Origin of the sequence: Thalassomonas sp. RHCl1 (genome assembly GCF_947387555.1) — a bacterium.
Classification (GTDB): Bacteria; Pseudomonadota; Gammaproteobacteria; order Enterobacterales; family Alteromonadaceae; genus Thalassomonas.
The window spans coordinates 38,740-53,155 of the sequence record NZ_CANDNZ010000009.1 but is presented as its reverse complement, the minus strand read 5'-3'; the positions used below and the strand labels follow the sequence as shown (position 1 = coordinate 53,155).

The 14,416-nt window shown below is 48.2% G+C and carries 15 protein-coding genes; 11 read left to right on the top strand and 4 right to left on the bottom strand.

Annotated features, from left to right (window positions below; genetic code table 11):
• Positions 1 to 122: 122 nt before the first annotated feature.
• Positions 123 to 1,436, bottom strand: a complete 1,314-nt coding sequence (locus QL234_RS22090) for an MFS transporter (protein WP_281559937.1) — start codon at positions 1,434 to 1,436, stop codon at positions 123 to 125.
• Between the two features lie 192 nt (positions 1,437 to 1,628).
• Between QL234_RS22090 and murI the strand changes: the two genes are divergently transcribed.
• From murI to QL234_RS22055, 7 genes are all read left to right on the top strand, one after another.
• A complete protein-coding gene (murI, locus tag QL234_RS22085; RefSeq protein ID WP_281559936.1) occupies positions 1,629 to 2,519 on the top strand; it encodes a glutamate racemase in 891 nt (296 codons plus the stop codon).
• A 259-nt stretch (positions 2,520 to 2,778) separates the two neighbouring features.
• Entirely contained in the window at positions 2,779 to 3,966 is a 1,188-nt protein-coding gene (gene metK, locus QL234_RS22080; RefSeq protein WP_281559935.1) for a methionine adenosyltransferase, read from the top strand.
• A 327-nt stretch (positions 3,967 to 4,293) separates the two neighbouring features.
• Positions 4,294 to 5,043 (top strand): 16S rRNA (uracil(1498)-N(3))-methyltransferase, encoded by a 750-nt coding sequence (rsmE, locus tag QL234_RS22075; RefSeq protein ID WP_281559934.1) that lies wholly within the window; start codon positions 4,294 to 4,296, stop codon positions 5,041 to 5,043.
• Between the two features lie 18 nt (positions 5,044 to 5,061).
• Complete coding sequence (gene gshB / locus QL234_RS22070) at positions 5,062 to 6,012, top strand: glutathione synthase (RefSeq protein ID WP_281559933.1); 951 nt, start codon at positions 5,062 to 5,064, stop codon at positions 6,010 to 6,012.
• An 88-nt stretch (positions 6,013 to 6,100) separates the two neighbouring features.
• Positions 6,101 to 6,655, top strand: a complete 555-nt coding sequence (locus QL234_RS22065; RefSeq protein WP_044832993.1) for a YqgE/AlgH family protein — start codon at positions 6,101 to 6,103, stop codon at positions 6,653 to 6,655.
• Positions 6,656 to 6,711: 56 nt separating this feature from the next.
• Positions 6,712 to 7,155 carry a Holliday junction resolvase RuvX gene (gene ruvX / locus QL234_RS22060; RefSeq protein ID WP_281559932.1) on the top strand — a complete coding sequence of 148 codons (444 nt, stop codon included), beginning with the start codon at positions 6,712 to 6,714 and terminating at the stop codon, positions 7,153 to 7,155.
• A 135-nt stretch (positions 7,156 to 7,290) separates the two neighbouring features.
• Entirely contained in the window at positions 7,291 to 8,256 is a 966-nt protein-coding gene (locus tag QL234_RS22055) for an AEC family transporter (RefSeq protein WP_281559931.1), read from the top strand.
• Between the two features lie 34 nt (positions 8,257 to 8,290).
• Here QL234_RS22055 and QL234_RS22050 read toward each other — a convergent pair whose 3' ends face one another.
• Positions 8,291 to 9,421 (bottom strand): PilT/PilU family type 4a pilus ATPase, encoded by a 1,131-nt coding sequence (locus tag QL234_RS22050; RefSeq protein ID WP_281559930.1) that lies wholly within the window; start codon positions 9,419 to 9,421, stop codon positions 8,291 to 8,293.
• A 64-nt stretch (positions 9,422 to 9,485) separates the two neighbouring features.
• Positions 9,486 to 10,529: a type IV pilus twitching motility protein PilT gene (locus QL234_RS22045; protein ID WP_281559929.1), complete on the bottom strand. Its 1,044-nt coding sequence runs from the start codon at positions 10,527 to 10,529 to the stop codon at positions 9,486 to 9,488.
• Between the two features lie 69 nt (positions 10,530 to 10,598).
• Between QL234_RS22045 and QL234_RS22040 the strand changes: the two genes are divergently transcribed.
• The 4 genes from QL234_RS22040 (at position 10,599) to QL234_RS22025 (ending at position 13,296) form a co-directional block, all read left to right on the top strand.
• Complete coding sequence (locus tag QL234_RS22040) at positions 10,599 to 11,276, top strand: YggS family pyridoxal phosphate-dependent enzyme (protein ID WP_281559928.1); 678 nt, start codon at positions 10,599 to 10,601, stop codon at positions 11,274 to 11,276.
• 17 nt (positions 11,277 to 11,293) lie between these two features.
• Complete coding sequence (gene proC, locus QL234_RS22035; RefSeq protein WP_281559927.1) at positions 11,294 to 12,109, top strand: pyrroline-5-carboxylate reductase; 816 nt, start codon at positions 11,294 to 11,296, stop codon at positions 12,107 to 12,109.
• 100 nt (positions 12,110 to 12,209) lie between these two features.
• Entirely contained in the window at positions 12,210 to 12,758 is a 549-nt protein-coding gene (locus tag QL234_RS22030; protein ID WP_281559926.1) for a YggT family protein, read from the top strand.
• 100 nt (positions 12,759 to 12,858) lie between these two features.
• Positions 12,859 to 13,296, top strand: coding sequence for a DUF4426 domain-containing protein (locus QL234_RS22025; RefSeq protein WP_281559925.1), 438 nt, complete (start codon positions 12,859 to 12,861; stop codon positions 13,294 to 13,296).
• Between the two features lie 59 nt (positions 13,297 to 13,355).
• On the opposite strand, the gene QL234_RS22020 is transcribed toward QL234_RS22025, so the two are convergent.
• Positions 13,356 to 14,279, bottom strand: a complete 924-nt coding sequence (locus tag QL234_RS22020; RefSeq protein WP_281559924.1) for an EamA family transporter — start codon at positions 14,277 to 14,279, stop codon at positions 13,356 to 13,358.
• Positions 14,280 to 14,416: the final 137 nt, after the last annotated feature.

Sequence of the window (14,416 nt, the reverse complement as noted above, 5' to 3'; positions counted from 1 at the left end):
TTACGGAAATAAGTTTCAACACCATCTCCCCGGGATATTCATCCTGTTTAACATCTTAACTTACTTTATTTCTCTGTATTTCCTGACGGTCTACTTCCATGTAAACCTTAATCTCTTGGCCTTCACCCTAACACGGCTTGGTCAGTCTTTTTAGCTTCCCCGTCAAACTCCGGCCTGGGCAGTTTATCGAGCAGGCTGTACAAGTAAATCACCACTAAACACAGTAAAGCACCGCTAAAGAACAAAGCAGGTCCGCCAAAGTGGTCTAAAATCAAGCCGCCGCCAAACGGGGCAATGGCAAAACCCATGGAATAAAAGGATGCCGCACCGAAGTAGGCGCCGCGCAGATGAGCCGGTGCCAGGCGGTCGATATGCACATTCATGGTTGGGAATAATATCGCTTCCGCCAGCGACATCACCACCACGGCACCGATCCAACCCCAAAAGAAAGTGAGCGGATTAAGCGCCAGCCAAATCTGGGAGCAGATAAGGATCCCTAAGCCGATTTGAATACGTTTAACAATTGCCAGTGCCGCCATCATTTTCAGCAACACAAACTGGAAACAAATGATCACCAGTGAGTTGGTGACTATCATCGCCGAAATGAGCTGCAATAAGTCAGGCACCTCGGCCCGGGTCAGGTACTGGACCAGGGAGGTATCCATTTGTGAATAGATGAACATGCAAAGAATATTCGCCAGGATCAGGCATTGCAGTACCCTGTCCTGCTTGAGGATGCTTAAGGTTTGCCTTATCTGGCTATTTTCTTGCTCAGGGCTATCTACCTGTATAGGGCTGTCTACCTGCTCAAGGCTGCTTTCTTCCCCTTTTTTCTGAGCAGCGGCCACTTTCCCCTGCTGGGCAAAACCCCATTTGAGTATCACCAACAATAAGGCAAAACAACCGGCGGTAATATAAAAACTCGATTGCTGACCGGTAAAGCCAAACCAGACCCCCAGCATAGGTCCCAATGCTGCCCCCACATTAACAACAAAGTAGCGCGCCTGCATCGCCAATTCCCGGGTTTTAGCATCTTCAAGCAAATCGCCGATTAACGCCGAAGTCGGCGGCTCCCAGATAGCCTTGGCAATTGAACACAAGGTAATAATTAACACATATCCGGGCAAAGTTTCGGCACTAGCCAACAAAGAAAAAGAAACTACGTACAACAAGCCGCTGGCAAACATCAACTGGTGACGGCCAAAGTGATCTGACAAGGCGCCGCCGACAAAACCGATAAACACCGAAACCAGGGCGGCAGCCGATAAAATCAGCCCTACTTCGGTCGCTGAAATAGCAAATTTTTGATATAAAATGACCGCCAGGAACGGCCATACCATGTAATAACTGCCACGGGTAATAAAAGCGCCAAACAATAAAATCCAAATCAAGGGCGGGAATTGTTTGATCCTGGAGAGTGAGACATCACTGTGCATTGATAATTTCCCTTTTTATATACAACAAGGTTGCTAAGTAAAATAGCAAAGCAACCCCACTATGTAAACATTAAACTTTACATAATATTTTAAACCCCTTTTTTAAGCTCTTATATAAGTGAAACTTTACTTTCCCGGGAAAAGCCAATATAAATGCCCGGCGATAGGCCATAATAAGATCCCCGGCAGGTAATGACATCAAACACACTTAAACAACAGCTGACAGCTTTAGCCAACAACCAGACAGGTGAAAACCAACCACCGGCAACAATCGGCATTTTTGATTCCGGCGTCGGCGGCTTGTCCATTGCGAAGTGTATCCGACAACATTTACCTCAAGAACAACTGGTTTACGTGGCCGACAGCGCCTATGCTCCCTATGGCGACAAAGGGGTTGAGCTGATCACAGAAAGAGTCAATTTAATTGCCGGACAGTTAATTAAGTTAAATGCCAAAGCCCTGGTGATCGCCTGTAATACCGCGACCGTCAATGCCATAGACCAGCTTAGGGCACAAGTCGCCTTGCCGGTGATCGGGGTTGAACCGGCGATTAAACCCGCCGCAAAGCATAGTAAAAGCAAAAAGGTTGCCCTGCTGGTGACCAGCGCCACGGCAACAAACCAGCGCTTTTTATCCCTGGTAGAAAAATACAGTGTCGGGGTAGAAGTCTTTATCCAGCCCTGTCCCGGACTGGTGGAGTTAATTGAACAAGGAAAGTTAAACAGCCCTGAATGCACCGGCTTATTACAGCAGTATTTACACCCCCTGATGACACAAGGCATAGACACCTTAGTGCTCGGCTGCACCCACTACCCTTTTTTACTGGAAAAAATTCAATTGATCACAGGTCCGGGTATTAAGGTCATTGAAACCGCAACTCCCGTTACCCGGGAATTAAAACGCCAGCTGGACAGGCATCAGCTTTGCGCCCCGAAGTGCCAAAACGGCAATATCCGCTTTTTTACTTCATCCTTCCTTCAAGAGGCAAAGCAAACATCGGAGCAGGTAATTAACCGGGAGCAATACCAGCTTTTTTCACAATTATGGCAAGGGTCCGTATCACTGGAAGAGCTGGCATTATAAAATCCCTCGCATATAGCAGCAGTGAAAATTAATTTATTCACTTATAAGTCATCGCCTTAAATACTCATCCTCTGTGCTTTCCCCCTTCTTCAGCAAACAATTTCACCAGCAGCCTGGATTATAAATTCAAGCCATTTAGCCATCTAGGCGTAAATAATAATAGAAAAAGCTTTAACATAAAGGTAGAATTGTGAAAAATTTTAACGCTAGTTACACCTGTGAGTCTTGCCAGGTACTTGTTAATTGATATTGAGGGTTTATGTCTACACATCTTTTTACTTCGGAATCGGTTTCTGAAGGTCATCCGGATAAAATTGCCGACCAAATTTCCGATGCGGTGCTTGATGCCATCATCGCTGAAGATAAATATGCACGGGTTGCCTGTGAAACCATGGTAAAAACCGGTGTTGCTATCATCTCGGGTGAAATCTCAACTTCAGCCTGGGTTGATCTGGAAGAACTGACCCGTAATGTGATCAATGATATAGGTTATACCTCTTCTGAAGTCGGTTATGACGGCAGTACCTGCGGCATCATGAACCTTATTGGTAAACAGTCTGTAGATATTGCCCAGGGCGTTGACCGCTCTAAGCCGGAAGATCAGGGCGCCGGCGATCAGGGGTTAATGTTCGGTTATGCCAGCAACGAAACCGACGTATTGATGCCGGCACCGATTTGTTACTCACACCGTATTGTCGAGCGTCAGGCTGAAGCGAGAAAGTCCGGCCTGCTGCCGTGGTTACGCCCGGATGCCAAAAGCCAGGTCACTTTTGTTTATGAAAATGACAAGCCGGTTGCCATCGACACCGTAGTGTTATCCACCCAGCATAACCCGGAAGTCAAACAGTCTGACTTGCAGGAAGCGGTAATGGAGCTGATCATCAAGCACACCTTGCCGGAAGAATTGCTGACCAAAGCCACTAAGTTTCATATCAACCCCACCGGCAACTTTGTTATCGGCGGCCCGGTAGGCGATTGTGGTTTAACCGGCCGTAAAATCATCGTGGATACCTACGGCGGCATGGCACGCCACGGCGGCGGTGCTTTCTCCGGTAAAGATCCGTCAAAAGTTGACCGCAGCGCCGCCTATGCTGGCCGTTATGTGGCGAAAAACATCGTGGCTGCCGGTCTTGCCGACCGTTGTGAAATTCAAATTTCTTATGCTATCGGTGTTGCCGAGCCGACGTCTATTCACGTGGAAACTTTCGGCACCGGTAAAATTGCCAACGACAAGCTGGTTGCTTTGGTACGTGAACACTTTGACTTACGTCCGTATGCCATCACTAAGATGCTGGATTTATTACACCCTATGTATCGTCCGACAGCAGCCTACGGTCACTTCGGCCGCACCCCGTTTGAAATGACGGTCGGCGATGATACCTTCACCGCCTTTACCTGGGAAAAAACCGACAAAGCCGACGAATTACGCCAGGCTGCCGGTTTATAAATCAAGCTCACACCGAGTTTTAAAAAACCCTAAACCAACACAATTATTGTGTTGGTTTTTTTATACATGGAAGTATTTATCCTGCGCGTTCATGGATGAACAGGAGCAAGGTTTATATAAAGATACAAATGCATTTCAGCTTATGCCTCTCGAAAAGAGAAAAATTCCCTCCGCCATTGTAATTTAACTCCGGCGCCCTTATCTTGGTAGCAGAGACTTTTTTAAATTTCCGCCTAAATAAACAAGTTAATCAATTCACTAGCTAGTGAAAGAGAACCGGGTATAAAACGGCGGAAATAAATGACCTAAGGTAACCCTTAACCAGAGATGCGAAATCCGCGAATTTATCAAGACCAGCCGTTAAAAGTTGGCGAAAAAGTGCAATTAAATGCCGATGCATTCGGTCATACCATCAGGGTACTCAGATTAAATGAGGGTGATATGGTCACCTTATTTAATGGTCAAAGAGAAGACGGGGGTAACTACTGCCAGTACCAGGGAGAGCTGATCAACGTCGGTAAGAAACAAGCCGAGGTATTACTGACCGAGCGCCAGGTGGTGGAAAACGAATCACCGTTAAATATCCATTTAGGCCAGGGGATCTCCCGGGGCGATCGTATGGATTTTACCCTGCAAAAGTCGGTGGAACTCGGGGTAAATACCATCACTCCGTTATTTACCGAACGTTGCGGGGTAAAACTCAGCGGTGAACGCCTGGCAAAAAAACGCGACCAGTGGCAGAAAATCGTCATCAGTGCCTGCGAACAAAGCGGCCGCTGCGCCGTGCCTAAGGTGACCGACCCTGTTAGTTTATCCGACTGGTTTAGCCAGGAAACCTCGGCGTTAAAACTGAATTTACATCCCAGGGCGAAACACTCCATCATGACCTTACCGCAAGAAAATCAGAGGGTGAGGTTGTTGATCGGCCCGGAAGGCGGATTAAGTGACGAGGAAATAAGCCAGGCCAATAACGCCGGTTTTATTGATATTTTACTTGGCCCCAGGGTATTACGCACAGAAACGGCAGCCTTAACGGCAATTTCGGCATTGCAGTGCCGATTTGGTGATTTAGCTTAAAGAACATAGGAAAATTAAATGACAATCAAACTTGGTATCGTGATGGATCCCATCTCGCAGGTGAACGTAAAAAAAGATTCCTCGATGGCGATGATGCTCGAAGCACAAACCCGGGGTTATGAAATCTACTACATGGAGATGCAGGATTTATATCTGGACCAGGGAGAGTCACGGGCACAGACCCATCGCGTGCGGGTCTTTAATGACACCGAACATTGGTATGAGCTCAGCGACCCTAAAGATATTGCCATCAGCGAACTCGATGCGGTACTGATGCGTAAAGATCCGCCTTTTGATACCGAATATATTTACGCCACCTATATGCTGGAGCGGGCTGAGCTTGAAGGTACCCTGATAGTCAACAAACCGCAAAGCCTGCGCGACTGCAATGAAAAACTGTTCACCGCCTGGTTTAGTGAGCTTACCGCCAAAACCATGGTCACCCGGGATTGCGAGCGCATCCGCAAGTTTCACCAGCAGCATAAAGACGTCATTATCAAACCCCTGGACGGCATGGGCGGCTCTTCCATTTTCCATATCAAACCGAACGATGCCAATATCGGCGTCATTTTAGAAACGCTTACCGCACATGGCAGCCAATATGCTATGGTTCAAGAGTACATGCCGGAAATTAAAGACGGCGATAAACGTATTTTGATTGTTGACGGCGAGCCTATGCCCTACTGCCTGGCACGGATCCCGGCCCAGGGTGAAACCCGCGGTAACCTGGCCGCCGGCGGACGCGGCGAAGCAAGACCGTTAACCGCCAGCGATCGCTATATTGCCGAAACCATAGCGCCGGAACTGAAAAAACGCGGGTTAATTTTTGTCGGTTTGGATGTGATCGGCGACAAGGTGACGGAAATCAATGTCACCAGTCCAACCTGCATCAGGGAGATTGAAGCAGCGTACCCGATCAATATCAGCGGCAAATTAATGGACGCGATAGAGTCACGTCTGGGTCGATAAGCGAACCTTTTTCTCTATCAAAAAAGCTCGGGAAAGAGCTAAGGAAATGGCTAAAGTAAATGTTTAAGGTGATTATCGGAGGTAAAAAATGGAAAGCTTAGAGAACCAATTTCTTATTGCGATGCCTTCATTGGGAGACTCGTACTTTAGTAAAACCGTCACTTATATCTGCGAACATAATGACGAAGGCGCTATGGGACTGGTGATTAATATGCCGGTAAATATCACCTTAAACGAATTGCTGACCCAGATAGACGACGGCCTGGAAGAGAACCCGAAATTAGAGCAGCAGGTGCTTTCCGGCGGCCCGGTGTCGCAGCAAAGGGGCTTTGTCTTGCATAGCCCGCAAAGCGGCTGGAACAGCTCTTTATCGTTAAGTGACGATGTGATGATCACCACCTCAAAAGATATCCTGATGGCCCTGGGCACGGACAAGGCGCCGGAGCACTTTATGGTCACTTTAGGTTATTCCGGTTGGGGACCGGGGCAGCTGGAAGAAGAAATACAGCAAAACTCCTGGCTGGTGATCGATGCCGACAACGATATCCTCTTTAATACCCCGATAGAAGAGCGCTGGAAAAAGGCCACCGAAAAAATCGGCATCAATATCGCCAACCTGTCTTCCGATGTCGGCCATGCTTAATGTCGCAGGTAACAAATACAATAAACAGCACAATGAACAAGAGCAGGACATAGTTAATGAGCCGCAGCAGTAAAAATATCGGCGAACGCACGGTATTAGGTTTTGATTTTGGTAAAAAGTATATCGGTGTCGCCGTCGGCCAGGAGCTCACCGGCAGTGCCTCCCCGCTGGGGTCGGTCAAAGCCAACGACGGTATTCCCCACTGGGACAACCTGGAAAAGTACCTTAAAGAATGGCAACCGGATTACCTGGTGGTAGGTTTACCTTTGAATATGGACGGCAGCGAACAACAGCTGACCCTGGATGCGAAAAAATTCGGCAACCGCCTCGCCGGACGCTTTGGTAAAAAAGTAGAGTTTCAGGACGAAAGGCTGACCACAGCCGATGCCAAAGAAAGGTTATTTGCCCAGGGGGGCTATCGCAACCTGAAAAAAGACAACATTGATGCCCAGTCTGCCAAGCTGATCATCGAAAGCTATTTTGAACACCTCTACGGCTAATTCCTTACTTTGCTCCTGAGGTACAAGCGGGAGCAAGGAAAAAATAAAGCACTTACTTCACCTGCGTCTTTACCGGTGCTTTAATACTTACTGAATCATAAACACATAACGACACCCCGGGCCACACAAACCTTAATGAATATAATTTCAGTTACCTCCCCTCTTATCCTGGTGGCCCTGCTGGGCTTTATTTTATGCAAAAGCAATAAATTAAATAAAAGCCAGGTAGATGCCTTAAGTAAATTTACTTTCTTTTACTCCATTCCGGCCTTTTTATTTTACCAAATGGCCAATGCCGATTTTTCCAACATGGTAGATGCGAAATTCTTTGCCGGATTTTACCTGCCGCTGCTTTGCTGTTTTCTGTTGGCGGGACTGGCTAATTATTTTTTCCACAAAAAGTATCAAAAACATTATCCCGCCTCGGCGGTATTTGCCCTCGGGGCCAGTTATTCCAATACCGTGATTGTCGGTTTGCCGGTATTACTGGCAGTGATAGGCGAGCAAGTGGTGGCGCTGGTGTTTTTAATTATCACCTTCCACAGCACCTTATTGTTTGGCCTCACCAGCGCCATTGCCGCCCGTGGTGCGCCACAGGAGCAAACACCTTCTGATAGCGCCTTACCTAAAAGGCAGCGCTTTGACTGGCAGGGATTTTTTAAACAGACCTTTAACAACCCGCTGATCATCAGCATCTTATCCGGGCTGGTAGTTAACCTGCTGGCAATTCCTTTACCCGGGGTTATCGGCGATGCCCTGCAACTCTTGGGTAAACCGGCGATCACCCTGGCGCTGTTTATTCTCGGCGCTTCACTGGCCTATTACCAGGTACGTAATGAAATCAACTTTATCATGCTGGCAAGTATTTTTAAGCTGATGATTTTACCGGCTATGGTTTACGGCGCCGCCTTTTACCTGTTCCAGCTGGAGCCGATGATCATTACGGTATTGGTGATTTTAAGCGCCAGTCCTATCGGGGTAAACGCCTATTTGATTGCCAAGATGCAGGAGGTACACCAGGAAACCCTGGCCGGTGCCGTGGTGGTCAGCACTGTGATGTCGGTGTTTACCGTTCCCGCCTGGTTATGGTTTTTAGGATAAACCCTAAAAGGCGGGAACAGCTCAGCTGAAACGGTTAATTATCGGTATCCGGCTCCAGACCGTCTATGGTAACGCCGCTCAGGCCCCCCAGCCCGGTTTGGTCATTGCTGCGCAGTTTGATCATCAAGCGCAGATCATTAGGTGAATCGGCATGATGCAGGGCATCGGCATAATTGATTTGCCCTTGCTGGTACAGATTAAACAGTGCCTGATCAAAGGTTTGCATCCCCAGTTCGTTGGACTTTTCCATCACCTCTTTAATGCTGCCCACTTCGCCTTTTTTAATGAGTTCGGCAACAAAAGGAGAATTAAGCAAAATCTCAATGGCCGCTACCCGGCCATTGCCGTCTGAGGTGGGGATCAGTTGCTGGGCAATAATACCGCGCAGGTTCAGCGCCAGGTCAAACAGCAACTTGCCATGCTGCTCCGCCGGTACCAGGTGCATGATACGGTCGATAGCCTGGTTGGCATTGTTGGCGTGCAGAGTAGCAATACATAAATGCCCGGTTTCGGCGAAACTGAGCGCATATTCCATGACTTCCTGGCTGCGGATCTCACCGATTAAGATCACATCCGGCGCCTGACGCAGAGAACTTTTCAGCGCGGCATCGAACGACTCGGTATCCAGCCCCACTTCGCGCTGAGTCACCATGCACTTGCCGTGGTCATGCACGAATTCCACCGGATCTTCTATGGTCAGAATATGGCCGCGGGAGTTACGGTTGCGAAAACCTATCAGGGAAGCCATAGAGGTTGACTTACCCGTGCCGGTACCACCGACAAAGAGCACTAAACCACGTTTGGACATTACCACGTCTTTAAGCACCGACGGCAAGCCAAGGTCATCAACATCCGGGATATCGGTAACGATACGGCGGATCACCATACCCGCCATGTCCCGCTGCCAGAAAGCCGAGACCCTGAAACGGCCGATACCGTCAACAGAAATAGCAAAGTTGCATTCTTTGCTTTCATCAAACTCCTGCTTCTGCTTTGCTGTCATGGCATCATGCACTAAGCCCAAAGCTTCTTCCGGGCTTAGGATCTCATCATGTATCGGCTGGAGCTCGCCGTTAATTTTCGCGCTCACGGCAAGTTTGGCGGAAACAAACATATCCGAGGCGTCTTCCTGGATCATTTTTCTCAGTAAATCATGAAATGTCATAAGCCTTACCCTGTCTAAACCTGAAAGTTAATCTTGTTATGCATCAAAGGTTAAGTAGCTGCGGTTAATAACCGGCAAACTGGTTTTTATCCGCCGCTTTATCCCTGGCGTCCTGGCGTGAGATCAGGCCGCGGTTGACCAGGTTCAACAGGCATTGATCCATGGTTTGCATACCGTGGGACATACCGGTTTGAATGGCCGAATACATCTGGGCGATTTTATCTTCACGAATAAGGTTACGGATAGCCGGCACCCCGATCATGATTTCATGGGCCGCCACCCGGCCGCCGCCAACTTTTTTCACTAACGTTTGGGAAATAACCGCCCGCAACGACTCAGACAGCATAGAGCGCACCATGTCTTTTTCTTCTCCCGGGAAGACATCAATAATACGGTCAATGGTTTTCGGCGCCGAGGTGGTATGTAAGGTGCCAAATACCAGGTGACCGGTTTCTGCGGCGGTCATCGCCAAACGTATGGTTTCCAGATCCCGCATCTCCCCCACCAGGATCACATCCGGGTCTTCCCTGAGCGCCGAACGCAGCGCGGCACTAAAGCTCAGGGTATCTCTGTGCACTTCCCTTTGGTTGATCAAGCAGGATTTATTGTCATGCACAAATTCTATCGGGTCTTCTATGGTCAGGATATGATCGTGTTTATTCTGGTTGATATAATCCACCATGGCCGCCAAGGTGGTGGATTTACCCGAACCGGTAGGACCTGTCACCAAGACTAAACCGCGCGGGTTATCGGCGATATCGCGAAAGATATCCGGACAGCCCAGGTCTTCCAAAGTCAAAATTTTACTGGGGATAGTACGAAACACCGCCGCCGGACCGCGGTTCTGGTTAAAGGCATTCACCCTGAAACGCGCCAGGTTCGGCACTTCAAAAGAAAAATCCACTTCTAAATTTTCTTCATAGTCTTTGCGCTGGCGGTCGTTCATAATATCATAGACTAAAGCGTTAACGTCTTTTTCATCAAAAGCCGGGATATTAAGCTTGCGGACATCACCGTCAACCCTGATGGAAGGCGGCGTCCCCGTGGATAGATGTAAATCAGATGCATTATGTTGCACACTAAATGCTAATAATTCGGTAATGTCCATAACAACCTCTTTGGCAATGTTTTGTCGAATTGATTTTCGTACAAATAACTGGGAAATGAAATAAGTTAAATGATTAACATTAAAGATAATCTAGCCTTGATTGAACAGCAAATTTCACACAGCTGCCAGCAGGCAAACCGCCCCAAAGAAGCGGTAGCGCTGCTGGCGGTCAGTAAAACCAAACCCGGCACTTTAATCGAACAGGCTTACCAGTGCGGACAACGGGCGTTTGGCGAAAGTTATGTCCAGGAAGCGGTGGATAAAATCGCACAGTTACAACACTTACCCGACATTTGCTGGCATTTTATCGGTCCGATCCAGTCTAATAAGACCCGGGCAATTGCCGAAAACTTTTCCTGGGTCCACAGCATCGACCGGGTAAAAATCGCCCGGCGCCTCAATGAAGGCCGCTCCGGCCACGATACTCCGCTAAACGTCTGTTTACAAGTCAATATTAGCGGCGAAGCATCCAAGTCAGGTGTCACTGTCGCAGACTTGGATGAACTGGCCGGGGTCATCGCAAGTTGTCCCCATTTACGTTTACGGGGACTCATGGCGATACCGGAAAAAAATGCGCCGCTGTCCAGCTACAGCAAAATGCAGGACTTGTTTAGACAATTACAGCAACAATACCCCGAGCTCGATACCCTGTCGATGGGCATGTCCGGCGATTTACAACCGGCGATAACCAACGGCTCAACTATGGTCCGAATTGGTTCGGCTATTTTTGGTTCAAGAGAACAATAACTACTTAAGAGTACATTATGAATAAAATTGCATTCATCGGCGCCGGTAATATGAACCGTGCCATTATCGCCGGCCTGATCAACAACGGCTTCGCCCCTGAAAATATTATCGTCTCTAACCCCTCGCCGGAAAAACGCCTGGCTCTGGCTGAAGAATTCGGTATTCACCAGACACCGGACAACCTGGAAGCAGCCAAGTTTGCTCCAACCATAGTGCTCGGGGTTAAACCTCACCTGATCGCCGGTGTTTGCCAGCAAATCAGGCAAAACCTGGAGATCTCGGATAAATGTTTTATCTCTATCGCCGCCGGCTGCACCATGGCGCAAATTCAGGCGGCACTGGGGGGCGGCCAGTCAGTGATCCGTACCATGCCTAATACCCCGTCCCAGTTGGGCCTTGGCGTCACCGGCATTTTTCCTTCTCCCGAAGCCAGCCAGGCGCAGCGCGATATCGCCGACGAGATGATGAAAGCGGTCGGCATAGTAATGTGGCTGGAGCAGGAAAAACAGATTGATGATATTATCGCCGTCTCCGGCTCCGCCCCCGCCTACTTCTTCCTGTTTATGGAAATCATGGAACAGCACGCACAAACCCTGGGCTTTTCCGCCGAGGACAGCCGCAAGCTGGTACAACAAACGGCCCTGGGAGCGGCACAAATGGTATGCCAGAATGACGACTCCATCGGCCAGTTGCGTGAGAACGTGACCTCCAAAGGCGGCGCTACCCAGGCGGCCCTGAACCAGTTCTACCAGGGGGATTTATCACAATTAGTTACAAAAGCCATGGATGCGGCATTGCAACGTAGCCAGGAAATGGCGCAAAATAATGGCTAACTCATTTTAAACAGGTAAAATACTATTGATTTATATAATAAATAATAGATGTTTGCCGTGAAAGAAATGAGTCTTTTCATCCCAATAATTGGAGTTTTTAATGGAAGCAATTAATTATTTGCTGAGATTCGCCTTTGATGCCTTGCTGATGGTCTTAGTGCTGCGTTTATGGTTACAGCTGGTGAAGGCGGACTTTTATAATCCCTTCAGCCAGTTTATTGTTAAAGTCAGCAACCCTATGGTAGTGCCGCTGCGCCGTGTAATTCCGGGCCTTGGCGGAATAGATCTCGCCACCTTATTGCTGGCCTACCTTGTTGCCAGCTTAAAGTTTATTGTGATTCCGGTACTTAATGGCGGTCCGTTTGATATCCCAAGTTCCATGATTTTTGGCGCTTTATACCTGTTGAAACAAACCGGAATATTGCTGTTTATTATCATGCTGGTCATGGCCTTGATGAGCTGGGTGGTACAGGGATATAACCCAACCCAAGTAATTTTTCACCAGCTGACCGAACCCTTTTTACGCCCGATCCGCCGGATCATCCCGAATATCGGCGGCCTGGACTTATCGGTATTGGTGGCATTTTTATTATTAAATGTCATTAATATCGTCATCGGCGGTGCTATCCCGGTGTGGCGCATGCTTTAATCCCCGACAGGCAGCGGCTGAGATCTCAGCTGCTGCTAACCTATTTTGAGGCTATGGCTTATACTTAAGGCCACAGCCAGTAACTATATGGAACATAACGATGAATTTCTTCTCCCGCCCCCTGCTCTGCTTGCTGCTCGGCTTAGTTTTCGCCTCCTCGGCGAATGCAGAAAACATGAAAAAAATCGGCAACCTTGATGTCCATTATATGGCCATAGGGGCAACATTTTTAACCCCGGAAATCGCCAAGGCTTATGGTATAGAACGCAGCCGTTATAACGGCCTGGTGAATATTTCCGTGCTCGACAACAGCCAGAAGAATACCCCGGCAAAAACCGTAGTGATGATGGGTAAAGCCCGCAATGACTTAGGCCAGATAAAATCGCTGGAATTTCGAGAAGTTAAAGAAGGTATGGCGGTGTATTACCTGGCACAAATCAAATACTCCAACGAAGAAACCATACATTTTGATATCGACATCATAGACGGTACTGAAAAACATAAAATTAAGTTTTCACAAAAGTTTTATGTCGACTAACACTTCCGGTAAAAGGTTTGCGGCCGATTTAATCAACCGGCAAACCTTTTTCTACTCTTTTAACTCTTTTTCAGCACTTTATTGGCATAAAGACTTCTCACTCCGCCAAGCAGGCGACCCCCGGCAACATTAAGCACCAGCCCAGACATCACCAAAGCAATGCCCAGCCCTTGCTGCAGGCTGATCACCTCATCAAGAAAATACGCGGCAGCAGCTAATCCCACCACAGGTACGCCTAAGGTCAGCGGCGCGATTTGCGCAGCGGGATAACGCCCCAATAAATAACTCCACAAACTGTAACCGATAATAGTGGCGGCAAGTGCGAGATAAAGTAACGACGCAAATGTAGTTAACTGAATATTAAGCAGTGCCTCCTGTATCACTTCGCCCCCTTCAAAGTAATAACTGGCCAGCAAAAAAGGAATCGGCGGGATCCAGGCTGACCAGATCACCAGGCCAAGATTGGCCTGATAGCCACGTTTATTGATGGTTCGGTTGACAATATTGCCCAGCCCCCAGCACATGGCTGCTGCCAGGGTTAAGATAAAACCTAAAGTGGTCATGGCACTCGCCTGGTCACTTTCTCCTCCTGCCACCAGATACAAGCCTATGCCCGCTATCAGCATCGCCAGCAACTGTAGCCCCTTAATGCCTTCTTTTAACAATAAGGCGGCAAAGAGCAAGGTAAATAACGCCTGGGATTGCAACACCAGCGAGGCCAAGCCTGCCGGCATACCAAAGGCCATGGCTGAGAACAAAAAAGCAAACTGGCCAAAACCTAAGGTTAAGGCGTAAGCCAGTAACCATTTCCAGGGCATCTTGGGCGGCTTAATAAATAAACTGCCGATCAAGGCGACCAGCAGGAAACGGCAAGCGCCCATCAGCAAAGGCGGCATGCCTTCAAGCCCCCAGGCAATCACCACAAAGTTAATACCCCAGAGGAAAATGATCAAAAATCCTAAAATACTGTCTTTTAGCGTCATGTCAGATCACATTTGTTTGATTTATTATTATTTATCGATATTCCGGAATTAAGCGCATGCATCCGGAAAGTGAATTATTTATCTTTTCTGATGCTGTTTCTATCACACTTTACCCGACATTGCTGTATTATGCCGTC